This window comes from Flavobacteriales bacterium, assembly GCA_026129465.1.
Taxonomy (GTDB): domain Bacteria; phylum Bacteroidota; class Bacteroidia; order Flavobacteriales_F; family PHOS-HE28; genus PHOS-HE28.
In genome coordinates, this window is sequence record JAHCIA010000001.1 from 2,119,360 (window position 1) to 2,135,393 (window position 16,034).

General features: G+C 64.2%; 16 protein-coding genes. 12 read left to right on the forward strand and 4 right to left on the reverse strand.

The window, feature by feature from the left end; all coding sequences use genetic code 11:
- Window positions 1–5: 5 nt before the first annotated feature.
- Window positions 6–578 (reverse strand): hypothetical protein, encoded by a 573-nt coding sequence (locus KIT10_09145; GenBank protein ID MCW5899419.1) that lies wholly within the window; start codon window positions 576–578, stop codon window positions 6–8.
- Between the two features lie 112 nt (window positions 579–690).
- Between KIT10_09145 and metK the strand changes: the two genes are divergently transcribed.
- The 11 genes from metK (at window position 691) to KIT10_09200 (ending at window position 11,203) form a co-directional block, all read left to right on the forward strand.
- A complete protein-coding gene (gene metK, locus KIT10_09150; GenBank protein ID MCW5899420.1) occupies window positions 691–1,983 on the forward strand; it encodes a methionine adenosyltransferase in 1,293 nt (430 codons plus the stop codon).
- A 136-nt stretch (window positions 1,984–2,119) separates the two neighbouring features.
- Complete coding sequence (gene rplU, locus KIT10_09155; GenBank protein MCW5899421.1) at window positions 2,120–2,641, forward strand: 50S ribosomal protein L21; 522 nt, start codon at window positions 2,120–2,122, stop codon at window positions 2,639–2,641.
- A 54-nt stretch (window positions 2,642–2,695) separates the two neighbouring features.
- A complete protein-coding gene (gene rpmA, locus KIT10_09160) occupies window positions 2,696–2,959 on the forward strand; it encodes a 50S ribosomal protein L27 (protein ID MCW5899422.1) in 264 nt (87 codons plus the stop codon).
- Window positions 2,960–3,065: 106 nt separating this feature from the next.
- Window positions 3,066–4,340 carry a serine--tRNA ligase gene (gene serS / locus KIT10_09165; GenBank protein MCW5899423.1) on the forward strand — a complete coding sequence of 425 codons (1,275 nt, stop codon included), beginning with the start codon at window positions 3,066–3,068 and terminating at the stop codon, window positions 4,338–4,340.
- Between the two features lie 17 nt (window positions 4,341–4,357).
- Window positions 4,358–4,900, forward strand: coding sequence for a hypothetical protein (locus KIT10_09170; GenBank protein ID MCW5899424.1), 543 nt, complete (start codon window positions 4,358–4,360; stop codon window positions 4,898–4,900).
- On the forward strand, window positions 4,897–6,759 hold the full coding sequence (locus KIT10_09175) for a tetratricopeptide repeat protein (GenBank protein MCW5899425.1): 1,863 nt from the start codon (window positions 4,897–4,899) through the stop codon (window positions 6,757–6,759). Before KIT10_09170 ends, KIT10_09175 begins: the two co-directional genes overlap by 4 nt.
- Window positions 6,756–7,058 carry a DUF4286 family protein gene (locus tag KIT10_09180; protein MCW5899426.1) on the forward strand — a complete coding sequence of 101 codons (303 nt, stop codon included), beginning with the start codon at window positions 6,756–6,758 and terminating at the stop codon, window positions 7,056–7,058. Before KIT10_09175 ends, KIT10_09180 begins: the two co-directional genes overlap by 4 nt.
- 90 nt (window positions 7,059–7,148) lie before the next feature.
- Window positions 7,149–7,916, forward strand: a complete 768-nt coding sequence (gene rsmA / locus KIT10_09185; protein ID MCW5899427.1) for a ribosomal RNA small subunit methyltransferase A — start codon at window positions 7,149–7,151, stop codon at window positions 7,914–7,916.
- 80 nt (window positions 7,917–7,996) lie between these two features.
- Window positions 7,997–9,364 carry a magnesium transporter gene (mgtE, locus tag KIT10_09190; GenBank protein ID MCW5899428.1) on the forward strand — a complete coding sequence of 456 codons (1,368 nt, stop codon included), beginning with the start codon at window positions 7,997–7,999 and terminating at the stop codon, window positions 9,362–9,364.
- A gap of 2 nt (window positions 9,365–9,366) precedes the next feature.
- The gene (locus KIT10_09195) at window positions 9,367–10,314 is read left to right on the forward strand and encodes a hypothetical protein (GenBank protein MCW5899429.1); all 948 of its coding nucleotides are present in this window, start codon (window positions 9,367–9,369) and stop codon (window positions 10,312–10,314) included.
- Window positions 10,301–11,203 carry a glycerophosphodiester phosphodiesterase gene (locus tag KIT10_09200; protein ID MCW5899430.1) on the forward strand — a complete coding sequence of 301 codons (903 nt, stop codon included), beginning with the start codon at window positions 10,301–10,303 and terminating at the stop codon, window positions 11,201–11,203. Before KIT10_09195 ends, KIT10_09200 begins: the two co-directional genes overlap by 14 nt.
- On the opposite strand, the gene KIT10_09205 is transcribed toward KIT10_09200, so the two are convergent.
- Together KIT10_09205 and KIT10_09210 are read right to left on the reverse strand one after the other, a co-directional pair.
- Window positions 11,204–12,466 carry an aspartate kinase gene (locus KIT10_09205; protein ID MCW5899431.1) on the reverse strand — a complete coding sequence of 421 codons (1,263 nt, stop codon included), beginning with the start codon at window positions 12,464–12,466 and terminating at the stop codon, window positions 11,204–11,206.
- Window positions 12,463–12,951, reverse strand: a complete 489-nt coding sequence (locus KIT10_09210) for a GNAT family N-acetyltransferase (GenBank protein MCW5899432.1) — start codon at window positions 12,949–12,951, stop codon at window positions 12,463–12,465. Before KIT10_09210 ends, KIT10_09205 begins: the two co-directional genes overlap by 4 nt.
- Before the next feature lie 111 nt (window positions 12,952–13,062).
- On the opposite strand from KIT10_09210, the gene fbp reads away from it, so the two are divergent.
- Window positions 13,063–14,037, forward strand: coding sequence for a class 1 fructose-bisphosphatase (fbp, locus tag KIT10_09215; GenBank protein ID MCW5899433.1), 975 nt, complete (start codon window positions 13,063–13,065; stop codon window positions 14,035–14,037).
- A 56-nt stretch (window positions 14,038–14,093) separates the two neighbouring features.
- On the opposite strand, the gene KIT10_09220 is transcribed toward fbp, so the two are convergent.
- A complete protein-coding gene (locus KIT10_09220) occupies window positions 14,094–15,848 on the reverse strand; it encodes an SBBP repeat-containing protein (protein ID MCW5899434.1) in 1,755 nt (584 codons plus the stop codon).
- Window positions 15,849–16,034: the final 186 nt, after the last annotated feature.

Below are 16,034 nucleotides of genomic sequence, written 5' to 3' on the forward strand. Positions count from 1 at the left end.
CAGCCTTAGAATTTGTAGGACAGGCCCAGGTTGGCCGTGGCGATGCCGTAGCCGAGTTCCATATGCGCGCCAAGGCTTTCCGTGAAGTAGTAGCGCGCGCCGATGAAACCCGTGAGCGCCATGCCACTGCCTGCGCTGGAGCGCACCACCGGGAAGCCTGATGGGTAGGTGGTGTTGTCCTTCCACTTCACACTGTTGTAGCTCAGCAGCAGACCGCCGTACAGGTCCAGCTGGTCCACATCGTGCCAGGTGTTGTAGTGCCAGGCGCCGCGCACACCCAGGATCAGGTAGGTCCAGCTCCAATCGTACTCGAAACCCGGCCCCGAATAGCGGTTCGCCAGGGTCTTGTAGCCCAGGTAGCCACCCAGTCCCAATTCACCCGGCCCCAATCTGGTGATGCCCTTCTCGTAACTCAGTCCCAGGGCGGGTGTCTGCGAGGTGTAGGCGGAGGATGCGCCATAGTATCCCCCGATGCCCACGCTCGCACTGAGCACGTTCGTGCCCACATCGAAACTCTGGGCCTGGGTCATGGCGGAGGCGAGGAACAGGGTCGCGCCAAGGATGCGGAGGGATCTCATCGGTGTCGGTGGTTGGTGGTCGGGGATCTTCGTGACGGCAAGTTTAGGGTGCTGCCGCGAAAGCCGCATCCGCGCCAAACCTGTTCCTTTGCGGCCCGAAAGGAACCGATCGATGCCCTACCTCTTCACCTCCGAATCCGTCAGCGAAGGTCACCCGGACAAGGTCGCCGACCAGATCAGTGACGCCCTCATCGACCACTTCCTCGCCTTCGACCCGCAGAGCAAGGTGGCCTGCGAAACACTCGTCACCACCGGGCAGGTGGTGCTGGCCGGCGAGGTGAAGAGCAAAGCTTACCTGGACGTGCAGGAGATCGCCCGCGAGGTGATCGAACGCATAGGCTACACCCGCAGCGAGTACATGTTCGAGGCCCGTTCCTGCGGGGTGCTCAGCGCCATCCATGAGCAAAGCCCCGATATCAACCAGGGCGTGGAGCGGCGGAAGCCCGAGGAGCAAGGCGCCGGCGACCAGGGCATGATGTTCGGCTACGCCTGCCGCGAAACGGACAACTACATGCCGCTGGCCCTGGAGATGAGCCATCTGCTGCTGAGCGAACTGGCCGCCATCCGCCGCGAAAGCAAGGTGATGACCTACCTGCGGCCCGACTCCAAGAGCCAGGTGACCATCGAGTACACCGACGACCACCGACCCCGGCGCATCGACGCCATCGTGGTGAGCACCCAGCACGACGAGTTCATCAAGCCCAAAGGCTCCGGCAAGAGTGCGGCCGCTGCCGCCGAAAAAGCCATGGGCGAGCGGATCAGGCAGGATGTCATCGGCATCCTCATTCCCCGCGTGAAGAAGAAACTGCCCAAGCGTGTGCAGGCCCTCTTCAACGACCGCATCACCTACCACATCAACCCCACGGGCAAGTTCGTCATCGGCGGGCCGCATGGCGACACGGGCCTCACCGGGCGCAAGATCATCGTGGACACTTACGGCGGCAAGGGCGCGCACGGTGGCGGCGCCTTCAGCGGCAAGGACCCCAGCAAGGTGGACCGCAGCGCCGCCTACGCCACGCGCCACATCGCCAAAAACCTGGTGGCCGGCGGCGTGTGCGACGAAGTGCTGGTGCAGGTGGCCTACGCCATCGGTGTGGCCAGGCCCGTGGGCCTCTTCGTGAACACCTACGGCACCGCCAAGGTGAAGATGACCGACGGGCAGATCGCCGATGTCATCGGCCGGATGAAGGAGTTCGACATGCGGCCGTACTTCATCGAGCAGCGCTTCAAGCTTCGCACGCCCATCTACAGCGAAACGGCCGCTTACGGGCACATGGGCCGCAAGCCCGTCACGGTCACCAAGAAATTCGAGAACGCCGGGCAGAAGACCGAGGTGAAAGTGACACTTTTTCCCTGGGAAGACACCACCGCCGTGGGTGCGGTGAAGAAGGCTTTCGGGCTTTGAGGGGGAGCATGGTGTGGAGCATCCGCACCAGGCCCCACCCGATCTCCAACCCCTCAAGTTCCCACCTGCGACCTCCCCCCTTTTGCCCGATCCGCGCCGAACCCTACATTTGCAGCCCATTTTCCCGAAAGGACCCATGTACGCCATTGTCGACATCGCCGGCCAGCAGTTCAAAGTGACGCAGGCCCAGAAACTGAAGGTGCACCGCCTCGAAGCCGAGGAAGGCAAGCACATCGAACTGGACCAGGTGCTGCTGGTGAGCGACGGCAAGACCGTGACCGTGGGCACCCCCATGGTGGACGGCGCCCGCATCGCCGCCAAGGTGCTCTCCCACGGCAAGGGCGACAAAGTGCTGGTGTTCAAGAAGAAGCGCCGCAAGGGATACCAAAAGCTGAATGGCCACCGCCAGGCCCTCACCGAGATCTGGATCGAGGCCATTTTGGGCAAGGGCGAGAAGTTCGACGCCAGCAAGAGCAGCGCCCCCAAGGCGGCCGTGAAGGCTGAACCCGCCAAGAAGGCCGTGAAGAAGGCGGCTCCGAAGGCCGAGGTGGAAGCCCCTGCCAAGAAGGCCCCGGCGAAGAAGACGGCCGCCAAGAAGGCAGCGCCCAAGAAAGCGGCCGCCAAGAAGGCCGCTCCGAAGAAGGACAACAAGAAGTAACCAGCAAGATCTCCGCTACCCCGGGCCCGGCCCGGCATGACAACCCTTGAAGCCATGGCACACAAGAAAGGTGAAGGCAGTACCCGCAACGGGCGCGAATCGCATTCGAAGCGCCTGGGTGTGAAGATCTACGGTGGCCAGAAGGCCGTGGCCGGCAACATCATCGTGCGCCAGCGTGGCACCAAGCACCACCCCGGCAAGAACGTGGACATCGGCGTGGACCACACCCTGTTCGCCACGGCCGACGGCATCGTCACCTTCCGCCTCACCCGCGGCCAGCGCAGTGTGGTGAGCGTGGAGCCCGCCGAAAACAACTGATCCCCACCCTCTGCTGGAAGCCCCGTACCCCAAGTGGGACGGGGCTTTCGCTTTGGTGCCCACACCGCCCGGCTACCTTTGCCGCCAACGACCACCGACGCCCGCCATGCTGGAGACCAACTTCCTCAGGACCCGCCGCACGGAAGCCATTGAACGCCTTGCCAAGCGCCACATCGATGCGGAAGCCCTGGTGGACCGCGCCTTGGCCCTGGACGATGCCCGGCGCGGCGCCCAGACCGGGATGGACGCCCTCCTCCAGGAATTGAACGGCCTGAGCCGCTCCATCGGCGAACTGATGAAGGCCGGCAAGAAGGAGGAGGCTGAAACCGCCAAGGCACGAAGCACCGACCTGAAAGCGCGCTCCCAGGCACTGAAAGAGCAGATGGACGACGCGGAGCAGGCCCTCCACGACCACCTCTGCACCATTCCCAATGCCCCTAACGACAAGGTGCCCGCTGGCCGCACGCCCGAGGAGAATGTGGTGGTGGTCCAGGAGGGCGCCCTGCCGGAATTGCCTGCGCAGGCCAAGCCACACTGGGAATTGGGCGAAGAGTACGGCATTCTGCGCATGGACCTCGGTGTGAAGGTCACCGGCGCGGGCTTCCCGGTGTACCTGGGCCAGGGTGCCAGGCTCCAGCGCGCGCTCATCGCCTTCTTCCTGGACCGCGCCACGGAAACCGGCTACCAGGAGGTGATCCCGCCACATATGGTGAATGCCGACAGCGCTTTCGCCACCGGACAGCTGCCCGACAAGGAGGGCCAGATGTACCATGCCACCGCCGACGATCTCTATCTGATCCCCACGGCCGAAGTTCCCATCACCAACCTGTACCGCGACGTGATCCTGGATCCGGCCGCCCTGCCAGTGAAGCTCGTGGGCTATACGCCATGCTTCCGCCGCGAGGCCGGCAGCTATGGTGCCCATGTGCGCGGCCTCAACCGTGTGCACCAGTTCGACAAGGTGGAGATCGTGCGCATCGAACGGCCCGAGGACAGCTATGCCGCGCTGGAGGGGATGGTGGAGCACGTGAAAGGCCTGCTGCGCGCCTTGGAACTCCCCTACCGCCAGCTGCTGCTCTGCGGTGGCGACATGGGCTTCGCCAGCGCGATGACCTACGACATGGAGGTGTGGAGCGCGGCCCAGCAGCGCTGGTTGGAAGTGAGCAGCATCAGCAACTTCGAGACCTTCCAAAGCAACCGGCTGAAGCTGCGCTACCGGGGCGAGGACCGCAAGCCCCGCCTGGCCCACACCCTCAATGGCAGTGCGCTGGCCCTGGCCAGGATCGTGGCGGCATTGCTGGAGAACAACCAGGGGCCCGAGGGCATCCGCATCCCGGAAGCGCTGCGCCCATACACGGGCTTCGACCGCATCACCAAATGACCTTTCGCGCACGGTCCATGGTCCTGGCCGCGTTGGTGGGGTGCGTGGCACCCACCGCCTGCCGGCAGGCCGCCGATGCGGAGCAACTGAAGGCCGTGGATGCGATGACCACCCAGGCGGAAGCCGCCGTGCTCACCTTGAACGAACTGGACCGCAGGCGTTACGACCGGGCCGATTCACTGTTCCGCGCCACAACGGACCTGTTCGAGAACCGGTTCAACGATACGCTGGGTCGCCAGAGCGCCGAGCAGCTCGGCAACCACTACCTGGTGCTGCGCAGCGCCAGGGCCATGGGTTTGGACCACGACCGCGTTTCCACCGAACTCGCCGAAGCCGGCCGCCGGTTGCGGGCCCTGCGCGCCGATCTGGCCAAGGGGTTGATGGACCCGGCCAGGGGCGCCACAGCCATCGCCACCGAAAGGTTGCTCCTGAAGGACCTCGACGACAACACCCACCGCTTGATCGACAACTACCGCGCCCTGCAGCGCGTTTGGGAAGGGCGTCAGGCGCTGGACAGCCTGCTGGCCGATGCCGATCCGGTAACTTCGTACGGACCATGATGCGCCTCGCCTTCCTTCTCGCCCTGGCCTTGGCAGCGACCAGCGCATCGCCAGTGGCCGCGCAACCCGGCACCGATGAACAGCTCGCCGCGCAGTACTACCAGCAGGGCGACTATGAAAAGGCCGTGCTCTACTTCGAGCGCCTCTACGACCGACAGCCCAGCGACCACTACTACGAGCAGTTGCTGAAGAGCCTGATGGGCCTGAAGGACTTCGCCGCTGCGGAGAAACTCGTGCGCACCCACCAGAAGAAGCGCGGTGACGATCCCCGATTCCCTGTTGACCTGGGCCAGATACACCGCTTGAATGGCCAGGAGGACAAGGCCGCCAAGGAATTCGACAAGGCGCTGCGGGCCATGCGCCCCGAACACGGCCACGTGCGCCAGACCGCCAACGCCTTCATGCGCATCAATGAGTACGACCTGGCGCTGCAGGCCTACGAGCGCGGCCAGCGCATGCTGAAGGACGGCCCGGGCTTCCAGTACGAGATCGCCAACCTCTACGCCATCAAGGGCGATGTGCAGCGCATGGTCTCGGCCTACCTGGACCTGCTCACCGTGAACGAGGCCTACCTGCAGACCGTGCAGAACGCCCTCACCCGGCACATGGAGTTCGAGGTGGCCGACGACCGTTCCGAGCTGCTGCGCACCGAACTCCTGCGCCGCATCCAACGCGATCCACAGCGCACCATATTCCAGGAGCTCCTCGTGTGGCTCTACATCCAACGCAAGGACCTGGACGCCGCCTTCGTGCAGAGCCTCGCGCTGGACAAGCGCTTCGAGGAAGGAGGCGCCCGCATGATGGAACTCGCACGCATCGCCCTGGCCAACGACGACCATGGTGTGGCCTTCAAATGCTACGAATACGTGTTGAACCTCGGCCGCAACGACGCCAACTACGTGCAGGCCCGCATCGGCGCGGTGAAGACACGCCATGCTCAGCTCGCCGCCATGTCCGAGCCGCCGCTGGCCGATCTGCGCGACCTGGACCAGCGCGCCGCGCAGACCATCACCGAACTGGGCCTGAACAAGACCACCGTGGAACTGCTGCGCGACCGGGCACAACTGAAAGCCTATCGGCTCGGTGAACATGAGGAGGCCATCGCCCTGCTGGAGGAAGGCATCGCATTGCCCGCGGTGGACAAGAAGACCCAGGCGCAACTCAAGCTCGACCTGGGTGATATCCACCTGCTGATCGGCGACATCTGGGAAGCCTCACTCCTCTATTCACAGGTGGACCTCGACCACAAGTACGATGTGTTGGGCCACGAAGCGCGGCTGCGCAACGCCAAGGTCTCCTTTTATGCCGGGGATTTCAATTGGGCACAGGCGCAACTGGGCGTGCTCAAGGCCAGCACCAGCAAGCTCATCGCCAACGACGCACTGGAACTCTCCCTGCGCATCACCGACAATGTGGGCCTGGACAGCAACACCACGCCGCTCACCCTCTTCGCACAGGCCGAACTCCTGCGCGTGCAGCACCGCTACGATGAAGCCCTCGCCATGCTGGACAGCCTCTCGCGTTCCTTCCCCATCCACGGCATCGGTGACGATGTGCTCTACGAGCGCTACCATATCGACCATGCGCGGCACCGCTATGCCGATGCGGCGAAGCATCTGGAAAAGATCCTCGAATTGTACCCGCTGGACATCCTGGTGGACAATGCCCTGCTCGACCTCGGCGTGCTCTACGAAGAACGACTCGGCGACCGGGAGAAGGCCATGGGCCATTACGAGCGCCTGTTGTTCGAACAGACCGGCAGCATCTTCGTGCCGGAAGCACGTGAGCGTTTCCGGCGGCTCCGCGGCGACCACCCGCCCGGCGTGCCCACCGGCGGCCACGACCACGGTCACCCATGATCGTCTACAACGTCACCGTCAACATCGACCACGAGGTGCATGACGCCTGGCTCCGGTGGATGAAGGACACCCACATCCCCGAGGTGATGGCCACCGGCCTTTTCGTGGAAAGCCGCATGCACCGCGTGCTGGCCGATGATGAGGGCGGCATCACCTACGCCATCCAGTACACCGCGCCGGACATGGCCCACTACGAGCGCTACCGCGATGAGCATGCGGCCCGCTTGCAGGCGGATGCGCAACAGCGCTATGGCGGGAGGTTCGTGGCGTTCAGGACCTTGCTGGAGGTCGTAGGTTGAGAGGTTGGAGGCTGGATGTTGGTGATCAGGAACACGGATGGCCACCAGCGCGGCCCAAGCCCTCAACGCCACAAGCTCCGCTGAAGAACCATGGTCACCCCCAAGAAGCGCTTCGGCCAACACTTCCTCAAGGAGGACGCCATCGCCCAGCGCATCGCGGATGCGCTCACGCATCATGGTGGCTACCGCACGGTGATCGAGATCGGCCCCGGCACCGGCGCCTTGACGAAGCACCTGGTCGCGCGCACGGACATCGACCTGTGGTGCGTGGAAGTGGACCACGAGGCGGCGGCGCACATCCAGGAACACTTTCCGGAACTCGCGGGTCGCCTCCTCATGGGCGACGTGCTGCGGCTGGACCTGCGCACGCACTTTCCGGGGCCCTTCGCCATCATCGGCAACTTTCCCTACAACATCAGCACGCAGATCGTCTTCCAGGTGCTGGCCTGTCGCGACCGCTGCACCGAGGTGGTGGGCATGTTCCAGAAGGAAGTGGCCGACCGCATCCGCGCGGCACCGGGCAGCAAGGTGTACGGCATTACCAGCGTGCTGGCCCAGGCCTTCTACGAGGTGGACCAGGTGATGACCGTGGAGCCGGGATCCTTCAACCCGCCGCCCAAAGTGCGCAGTGCGGTCATCCGCATGCGGCGCAACAAAGTGGACCGCCTGCCCTGCGATGAAGCGCGATTCTTCCAAGTGGTGAAGACCGCCTTCAACCAGCGGCGCAAGACCCTGGCCAACGCCTTGAAGCCCCTCCTCAGCGGCGACCGCAAGGTGCCCGCCCATTTCGCGGGCCGGCGTGCCGAGACCCTCGCCGTTCCGGAATGGATCGAGCTGACACAGGCCTTGGGCACTTAGGCGCTTCGTAGCTTCGCCGCCGCACCGGGCCACGCATCGCACAGGCGCCGGTGGTCAGCGCACGCCATGGGTCCCGACCGATGTCCTTCGAGCTCACAAAGCCCCTGCTGGACCGCATCCGCGAGGACGTGGCGGAAGGCCGCGACTCGGCCGTGCATGGGCTGCTGAGCGAGCTCCACCCCGCCGACATCGCCTCCATCATCGACCGCCTCGCCGAAGAGGAGGCGGCCTATGTGTTCCGCCTGCTCGACCCCGAGGAGTCGGCGGAAGTGCTGCTGAACCTGGAGGACGACACGCGCAAGGACCTGCTGGCCTCGCTCACCAGCCGAGAGATCGCCGAGGAGGTGATCGAGCACATCGACTCGGACGACGCGGCCGACGTGATGGCTGAGCTCCCCGAGGAGAAGCAGCGCGAGGTGATCGCCCTGCTCGATGACCAGGAGCAACGCGAGGACATCGAGGAACTGCTGCGCTATGACGAGGGCACCGCCGGCGCGCTGATGCAGAAGGAACTGGTGATGGTGCGCACCGGATGGAGCGTGGGACGCGCCATCGTGGACATGCGCCAGCAGGCCCAGCATGTGGAGCATGTCTACACCATCTACGTGGTGGATGATGAGGACAGGCTCTATGGCGTGCTGCCGTTGAAGAAGCTCCTCTTCGCAGCGGAAAGCACGCGCACGCCGATCAAGGAATTGTGCGACACCGAGATCACGAGCGTGACGACCGACACGGACGTGGAGGAGGTGGTGCAGATGATGAAGAAATACGATGTGGTGGTGCTGCCCGTGGTGGACGGGGAAGGCCGGCTGATCGGCCGCATCACCTTCGACGACGTGATGGACGTGATGGCCGATGAGGCCACCGAGGACTACCAGCTGGCAAGCGGCATCAGCGAGGACGTGGATGCCACGGACACCCCCGTGGTGCAGATGCGCGCCCGCCTACCCTGGCTGCTTATCGGTCTCGCCGGTGGCATCCTGTCCTCGCAGATCATCGCGCAGTACGAGGAGGAATTGCGCATCGATCCGAAGATGGCCTTCTTCATGCCCTTGATCGCCGCCACGGCGGGCAACGTGGGCGTGCAATCCAGTGCCATTGTGGTGCAGGGCCTCGCCAGTGGCATGCTGGATGGTGTGAACCTGATGTCCCGCCTGTGGAAGGAATTGCGCGTGGCCGTCCTCACCGCCTTGGTATGCGGTACGCTCATCTTCCTGGTGAACCTCGCCCTGCAGCAGAGCCAGGCCCTGAGCTACACGGTGAGCATCGCCCTGTTCACCGTGATCCTCACAGCCGCCATGTTCGGCACCATGATCCCCTTGTTGCTGGAGCGATTGAAGGTCGATCCCGCCATGGCCACCGGACCCTTCGTCACCACGCTCAACGACATCACCGGCCTGCTCACCTACTTCACCGTGGGCCACCTGATGTACGGACTCTTCTCCTGACCGTGCGCATCCTGCTGGCCGATAGCGTCCATCCCCTCCTGGCCGAACGCCTGGCGGCCGCCGGTCACGCATGCGAGGCGGTGCATACCCTCGATGATGCCGCACTCGCGCAGGCGGTGGCCGACGCCGAAGGACTGGTGGTGAGGAGCCGGCAAGTGGGAGCGGCCCTGCTGGCACGGGCGAAGCGGTTGCGCTTCGTCGGCCGCGTGGGTTCCGGCCTGGAGAACATCGACACGGGCTGGTGCCTGAAGCATGGTGTGCGCGTGTTCAATTCGCCCGAAGGGAACCGCGACGGTGTGGGGGAGACCTGCGTGATGCTGCTGCTGGCGCTGATGAAGGCGCTGACACGCGCCAACGCCCAGGTGCACGGCGGCCTGTGGCTGCGCGAAGAGAACCGGGGCACCGACCTGCGCGGCAAGACCGTGGGCATCATCGGCCACGGCCACATGGGAAGCGCCTTCGCCGAAAAGCTGCGTGGCTTCGGGGTGCGCATCCTGGCGCACGACAAGTACAAGGACGGTTTCGCGCGCGCCGGCATCGAGGAGGTGCGCCTCGACGTGCTGCTGCGCGAGAGCGACGTCATCAGCCTCCACCTGCCGCTCACCACCGAAACGCATCATTACGCCGACCGTGACTTCTTCCTGCGCCTGGGCCGCCCGATCTGGTTCCTCAATACCTCACGCGGGCCTGTGGTGCACACCGCGGCCCTGCTCGACGCGATCGACCAGGGGCGCGTGATCGCCGCAGGACTGGACGTGCTCGAATTCGAGCGCCATGACCTGAGCGGGCTTGACCCGTCGATCGATCCGGCCACCCAACAGCGGCTCTTCGGCCACGGGCGCGTGCTGCTGACGCCACACATCGCCGGCGTTACCTTCGAGGGACGCGTGAAAATGGCCGAGACCCTCGCACACAAGATCCTCCAAGCCTTTCCCCATGGCCCGTCGTAGCCCCTCGTTGGCGGCCGCCGCCCTGGTGATCCTCAACGCCTGCCAACCCATGGAGAACCTCCATCCCGACGTCCACGGCCATCGCGGCAGCAGGGGCCTCATGCCGGAGAACACCATCCCCGCCTTTCTCAAGGCCATCGACCTGGGCTGCGACTTCCTGGAGCTGGACGTGGTGCTCAGCGGTGATGATGAGGTCATCGTATCCCATGAGCCGTGGATGAGCGGGCGCATCTGTGTCACACCAGATGAAGAGCGCATCACGCCCGACCGCGAGCGCTCGATCAATCTGCACCGCATGACGGTGACCGAGATCCAGGAATACGATTGCGGCGGACTCGCGCATCCGCTCTTCCCCGACCAGAAGCGCGTGTTCGCCTACAAGCCCACCTTGCGGCAGGTGGTGGAGACCTGCGACGAGCATGCGCTGCTCAGCGGCATGGTCAGCCCCTCCTACAACGTGGAGATCAAGAGCGACCCCGAATGGTACGGCACCTACCAGCCCCCGCCCGCGGACTACGCGCAGCGCGTCATCCGCGAGATCGACGACCTTGGCATCGCCAATCGCTGCATCGTGCAAAGCTTCGATCCCGCCATCCTGGAAGCGATCCATGCCGAACGGTCCGACATCCCGCTGGCCTTCCTGGTGGAGAACACGGACGGGCTGAAGAAGAACCTGAAGCGGCTCACCTTCAAACCGCACATCTACAGCCCGCACTACGGCCTCGTGGACAAGAAGCTGTTGGAGGCCTTGCGCGAAGAGGACATCGAACTGGTGGTATGGACCGTGAACGAGAAGAAGGACATCCGCCGCATGCTCGACCTCGGCGTGGACGGCATCATCAGCGACTACCCGGACCGCGTGGTGATGGAGATGGAGGGCCGCGAGTGATCAGCGCACCACCAGGCGGGCCGTCACCCGGTTGCGTTGTTCCACCAGCAGTTCGCGCCCGCCGAGGAGCTTCTCCAGTGTGGCCTCGTCGAAGTGCCGCACGGTGACCAGTTCGCAGCCGTCATTGAACTTCACCTCATAGCTGCCACGCAGCTCATCCATCAATTGGTGCGCACGGGGCGTGTCGTCCACCACCACGTGGAAGGCCACGGCGCTGTTCTGCATCAGGTCGATCCGCACGTTGGCCCGCGCGAAGAGGCCGAAGATGTGGTGCAGGTTCTCCTCCACCATGAAGCTCAGGTCGCGCGGCGTGATGCTGATGAGCAGCTGCTTCGGCTTGATGATGAAGGAGGGGACCAGCGAGTCGCTCTCGCTCACATCGTTGATGGTGCTGCCCGGCGCGTCCAGGTCCATGAAGGAGCGCACATAGAGCGGGATGTGCTTCTGCTGCAAAGGCTGCAGGGTGCGCGGGTGGATGACGCTGGCGCCGAAGTAGCTCAGTTCGATCGCCTCACGGTAGCTGATGTGCGACAACAGCTTCGTGTCCGGGAAGCGGTTCGGGTCGGCGTTGAACATGCCGGGCACGTCCTTCCAGATGGTGACGCTCTCGGCGTCCAGCAGGTAGGCGAAGATCGCCGCACTGAAGTCCGATCCCTCGCGGCCCAGCGTGGTGGTGAGGCCTTCTTCGGTGGCACCTGTGAATCCCTGCGTGACCACCGGGAAGCGGACCGGCTCCTGCCCTTCACCACTGGCGAACTGCTCCTTCACCAATGCCGCGCTCGCTTCCCAATCCACGCGGGCCGCACGATGCAGCGCATCGGTGCGCACAAGGTCACGCGCGTCCATCCAGGAGCAGACCTCCATGGCTTCGCTGAGATAGGCGCTCACGATCTGCGTGCTCCACAACTCGCCGTAGCCCACGACCTGGTCGTAGTCCTGGTCGGCGTTGGTGGTGGGCGTACCGGTAAGCAACTCATCCAATTCATCGAAATACTCCAACAACCAGATTTCCGCCTCCTCGAAACCGGGGGCCACTTCGCGCAACACGCCCAGATGCCGCTGCCGCAAGGCCTCCATCTGATCGCGCACGTCCTTGCCATCGCGCCAGTCCCACACCACACGTTCCAGCGCGTTGGTGGTCTTGCCCATGGCACTCACCACAATGAGGATGTCCTCGCCGTCAAAGTGCTTCAGCACACGCGCGACATTGCGCACACCTGCCGCGTCCTTCACGCTGGCCCCTCCGAATTTGAAGACCTTCATGGCTTCATGAGTCTGGACATCACTTCGCGCGTCATTCTGCCATTCTCCCACTGGGTATCGAACTCAGCGCCCAACCGCGCATAGAAGCGCATGGCGCCCTTGTTCCAGTCGAGCACCTGCCAGGTGAGATGGTGGTAGCCGCGGTCCAAGGCATCCTGCACACAGGCGCGGAAGAGCCGCTCCCCGACCCGCTGGCCACGTGCACTTTCGGTAACGACGATGTCCTCCAGGTAACCCACCCGGCCACGCCAGGTGGAGTAGCGCTCATAGCATACCGCTATCCCGACCAGCCTGGCGGTTCCATCACCCGATCGCTCCGCCACCCACCCCCACCAGACCGGCTTCTCACCAAAGCCCGCATCCAGCATCTCCGCTTCGGTCACCGTAACCGCCTCCGGCTCCTTCTCGAAGGTGGCCAGCTCACGCACCAGTTCCAGCATCGCTGGCACATCGCGGGCTTCGGCACGGCGGATGATCGCGTCCATCGCCGGCAAAGATGGACACTGCGCATCTTTGCGGCGCTTGGCCGTGTGGCGCAAGAGCATTGGGTCGACCCGGTGGGTCGACGGTACAGTACCAAAGCAACAAGTCCCGAGATGTCCCGCATCACCACCCTCGCCGAATTCATCGTGGAACGCCAGGCGGAGTTCAAGTACTCCACCGGCGAGCTCAGCCGCCTGCTCACCGCCATCCGCCTCGCGGCCAAGATCGTGAACCGCGAGGTGAACAAGGCCGGGTTGGTGGAGGACATCATCGGCGCCGCCGGCAACGAGAACGTGCAGGGCGAGGAGCAGCAGAAGCTCGACGTGGTGGCCAACAACCTCTTCATCAACGCGCTGCGCAACCAGGGCGAGTGCTGCGCCGTGGGCAGCGAGGAGAACGACGACATCATCATCTACGAGAACGAGCGCTCCAGCAAGGGCAAGTACATCGTGCTGATGGACCCGCTGGACGGCAGCAGCAACATCGATGTGAACGTCTCCATCGGCACCATCTTCAGCATCTACCGCCGCCTGGACGACAACAAGCCCGTGACGCACGCCGACTTCCTGCAGCCCGGCAGCGCACAGGTGGCCGCCGGCTACGTGATCTATGGCAGCAGCACCATGCTGGTGTACACCACCGGGCATGGCGTCAACGGCTTCACGCTGGATCCCAGCATCGGCACCTTCTGCCTGAGCCACCCCGATATGAAGGCGCCACAGCAGGGCAAGATCTACAGCGTGAACGAGGGCAACTACAACGACTTCGCGCCCGATGTGCAGGTCTACATCAACAGGTGCCGCGAGCAGCGCATGAGCGCCCGCTACATCGGCAGCCTGGTGGCCGACTTCCACCGCAACCTGCTGAAGGGCGGCATCTACCTCTACCCCGCCACGGCCAAGGCGCCCCAGGGCAAACTGCGGCTGCTCTACGAGGCCAATCCCCTGGCCCTGATCGCCGAACAGGCCGGTGGTATGGCCACCGATGGCACCCGGCGCATCCTGGACATCGTGCCCACCGAACTGCACCAGCGCTGCCCATTGTACATCGGCAGCAAGGCGATGGTGGAAGAGGCGATGAAAGGGTGAGGCCCGCCCCGGTGGGGCATGGCATGCCATGTGGCGTTCCCTTCAGCGACGACGCATCACCGTTGCAGCACGATGCGCGCGGACCTGAGTGGCGCTCCTTCCGACCGCAGCGTCAGGAGGTAGAGCCCATCCGTCCAATCCGCAGGCAGCTCCAAAGACCACATCGGCACCAGATCGCCGACCCGATCCATGTGCATGCGCGCGCCAGCGGCATTGAAGACCTCGACCACACCACGCCTGCCGATCATGTCCGGATCTAGTTGAACGATGATGCGTTCACTGGCCGGGTTCGGATGGACACGCAGACCGCTTGGGGGGGCCATCACGCCGATGTTGGTCCCGTCGAACTCGATCACTTTCATAAGGAATACATCCGGTCCCCCGTTCGACGTGTGGTTCTGCGTGCCCGGGCCGGGATCGAGATCGGCCGTGGAAGCGAACCAGCCGGTCACATACAGGTCGCCCGCATCATCCAATACCAGTGCATTGGCCTGGTCAGCGCCTGTGCCACCCATGATGCCGGCCCGGATGAACGCACCGCCATCATCGAGGCTCAGCACGAACATCTCGTCGTTGCCGGCCGCCACCACCTGATGGACCTCCGGGCCGGGATCAAGGTCCGCGGTCCCTTGGAAGATGCCCACCACATGGACCACACCGTCCGCATCAGCCGCGATCCCAAAACCTTCGTCATACCCGGTGCCGCCCATCGACCGGGCCCATACCAGGTCGCCGTCCGTGGTGAATTTCAGCACATGGATGTCATGGTCGCCCACAGCGGTCATCGATGCCGTTCCCGGTCCCGGGTCGAAGTCGATGGTGCCGCTGAAGCGGCCGGTGGCGTACAAGTGCCCCTGGTGGTCGAGGGTGATCTTGCGGCCATAGCCACGCGGCTCGGTGTGGTAGGTGGTGGTGGTGATGGGGATGGACCGCACCCACACGAAGTTGCCGTTCGGGTCGAGCTTGTGGTAGAACACGTTCCAGGTGCCCACCGAGGTGAGGTTCGCGGTGCCGGGCCCGGGATCGAAATCCACCGTGCCCCGGAAGTAGCCGGAGGTGTAGATGTTGCCTTCGTCGTCCAGCACCAAGGAATGCGCCCGGCTCTCGTGGGGTGCGGTGCCGAAGTTCACGGCCCAGATGAAGTCCCCGTCGTTGGTGAGCTTCAACACGAAGATGTCCTCGTGACCAGCGGTGAGGAGGTGGACACCGGGTCCTGGGTCGAAATCGCGCGGACCACCCTGATAGTAGAACCGCCCGGCCACCACCACGTTGCCTTCATGGTCGATGGCCATGCTGTAGCCCTGGTCCCACCAGGTGCCCCCGACGATGCCCTTGGCCCACACGAAATTGCCGTCGGGATCGAATTTCGATATGTAGATATCGGCCTGGCCGGTGGTGGCGGCGGTCATGGTGAAGGTGCCGGGTCCGGGGTCGAAATCCGCCGTGCCTGAAAACCCACCCGTGGTGTACACGTTGCCTTGGTCGTCCACGGCGATGGAAAGCGGCGCATCGTAGTGGGGGCCACCCATTCTTCGCGCCCAGACCAGATCGCCTTCCATGGTGAACTTGGTCACGTAGATGTCATTGCCTCCGGCCGAGGTCAGATCCACCACGCGGGGTCCGGGATCGAAGTCCACCGTACCATTGAAAAGTCCGGTCAGATAGACATGTGTGCCATCCAGGGTGAGCGCAACGCCCCTGTCAGTCCCGTTCGAGCCCATGGTGGCCACCCAGGAGGGTGCCAGTACTTGGGCATTGAGCCCGGAGGTGATCAACAGGAATGCAGCGAGATGGAGGAATTCGTGGCGCATGGCGTTGGGCATTGGTGGCCCGAATAGAAGTTGTCCAACACCCCGGACCTTCAAGCATCGAGTGAGCGGCCACTTTCCCGATCGAATGGCGAAGGGTGCCCACCGTCCGCGCGCTCGGTGGCCCTCCCCTAGCTTTGCCATCCCGACCCGATGCCCTACTTCCGTGGGTACCGGGCTTCGGGCTTT

Coding starts and splice junctions, on each gene's coding strand:
- KIT10_09145 (MCW5899419.1), bottom strand. CDS start 578: ATGAGATCCCTCCGCATCCTTGGCGCGACCCTGTTCCTCGCCTCCGCC.
- metK (MCW5899420.1), top strand. CDS start 691: ATGCCCTACCTCTTCACCTCCGAATCCGTCAGCGAAGGTCACCCGGAC.
- rplU (MCW5899421.1), top strand. CDS start 2,120: ATGTACGCCATTGTCGACATCGCCGGCCAGCAGTTCAAAGTGACGCAG.
- rpmA (MCW5899422.1), top strand. CDS start 2,696: ATGGCACACAAGAAAGGTGAAGGCAGTACCCGCAACGGGCGCGAATCG.
- serS (MCW5899423.1), top strand. CDS start 3,066: ATGCTGGAGACCAACTTCCTCAGGACCCGCCGCACGGAAGCCATTGAA.
- KIT10_09170 (MCW5899424.1), top strand. CDS start 4,358: ATGGTCCTGGCCGCGTTGGTGGGGTGCGTGGCACCCACCGCCTGCCGG.
- KIT10_09175 (MCW5899425.1), top strand. CDS start 4,897: ATGATGCGCCTCGCCTTCCTTCTCGCCCTGGCCTTGGCAGCGACCAGC.
- KIT10_09180 (MCW5899426.1), top strand. CDS start 6,756: ATGATCGTCTACAACGTCACCGTCAACATCGACCACGAGGTGCATGAC.
- rsmA (MCW5899427.1), top strand. CDS start 7,149: ATGGTCACCCCCAAGAAGCGCTTCGGCCAACACTTCCTCAAGGAGGAC.
- mgtE (MCW5899428.1), top strand. CDS start 7,997: ATGTCCTTCGAGCTCACAAAGCCCCTGCTGGACCGCATCCGCGAGGAC.
- KIT10_09200 (MCW5899430.1), top strand. CDS start 10,301: ATGGCCCGTCGTAGCCCCTCGTTGGCGGCCGCCGCCCTGGTGATCCTC.
- KIT10_09205 (MCW5899431.1), bottom strand. CDS start 12,466: ATGAAGGTCTTCAAATTCGGAGGGGCCAGCGTGAAGGACGCGGCAGGT.
- KIT10_09210 (MCW5899432.1), bottom strand. CDS start 12,951: ATGGACGCGATCATCCGCCGTGCCGAAGCCCGCGATGTGCCAGCGATG.
- fbp (MCW5899433.1), top strand. CDS start 13,063: ATGTCCCGCATCACCACCCTCGCCGAATTCATCGTGGAACGCCAGGCG.
- KIT10_09220 (MCW5899434.1), bottom strand. CDS start 15,848: ATGCGCCACGAATTCCTCCATCTCGCTGCATTCCTGTTGATCACCTCC.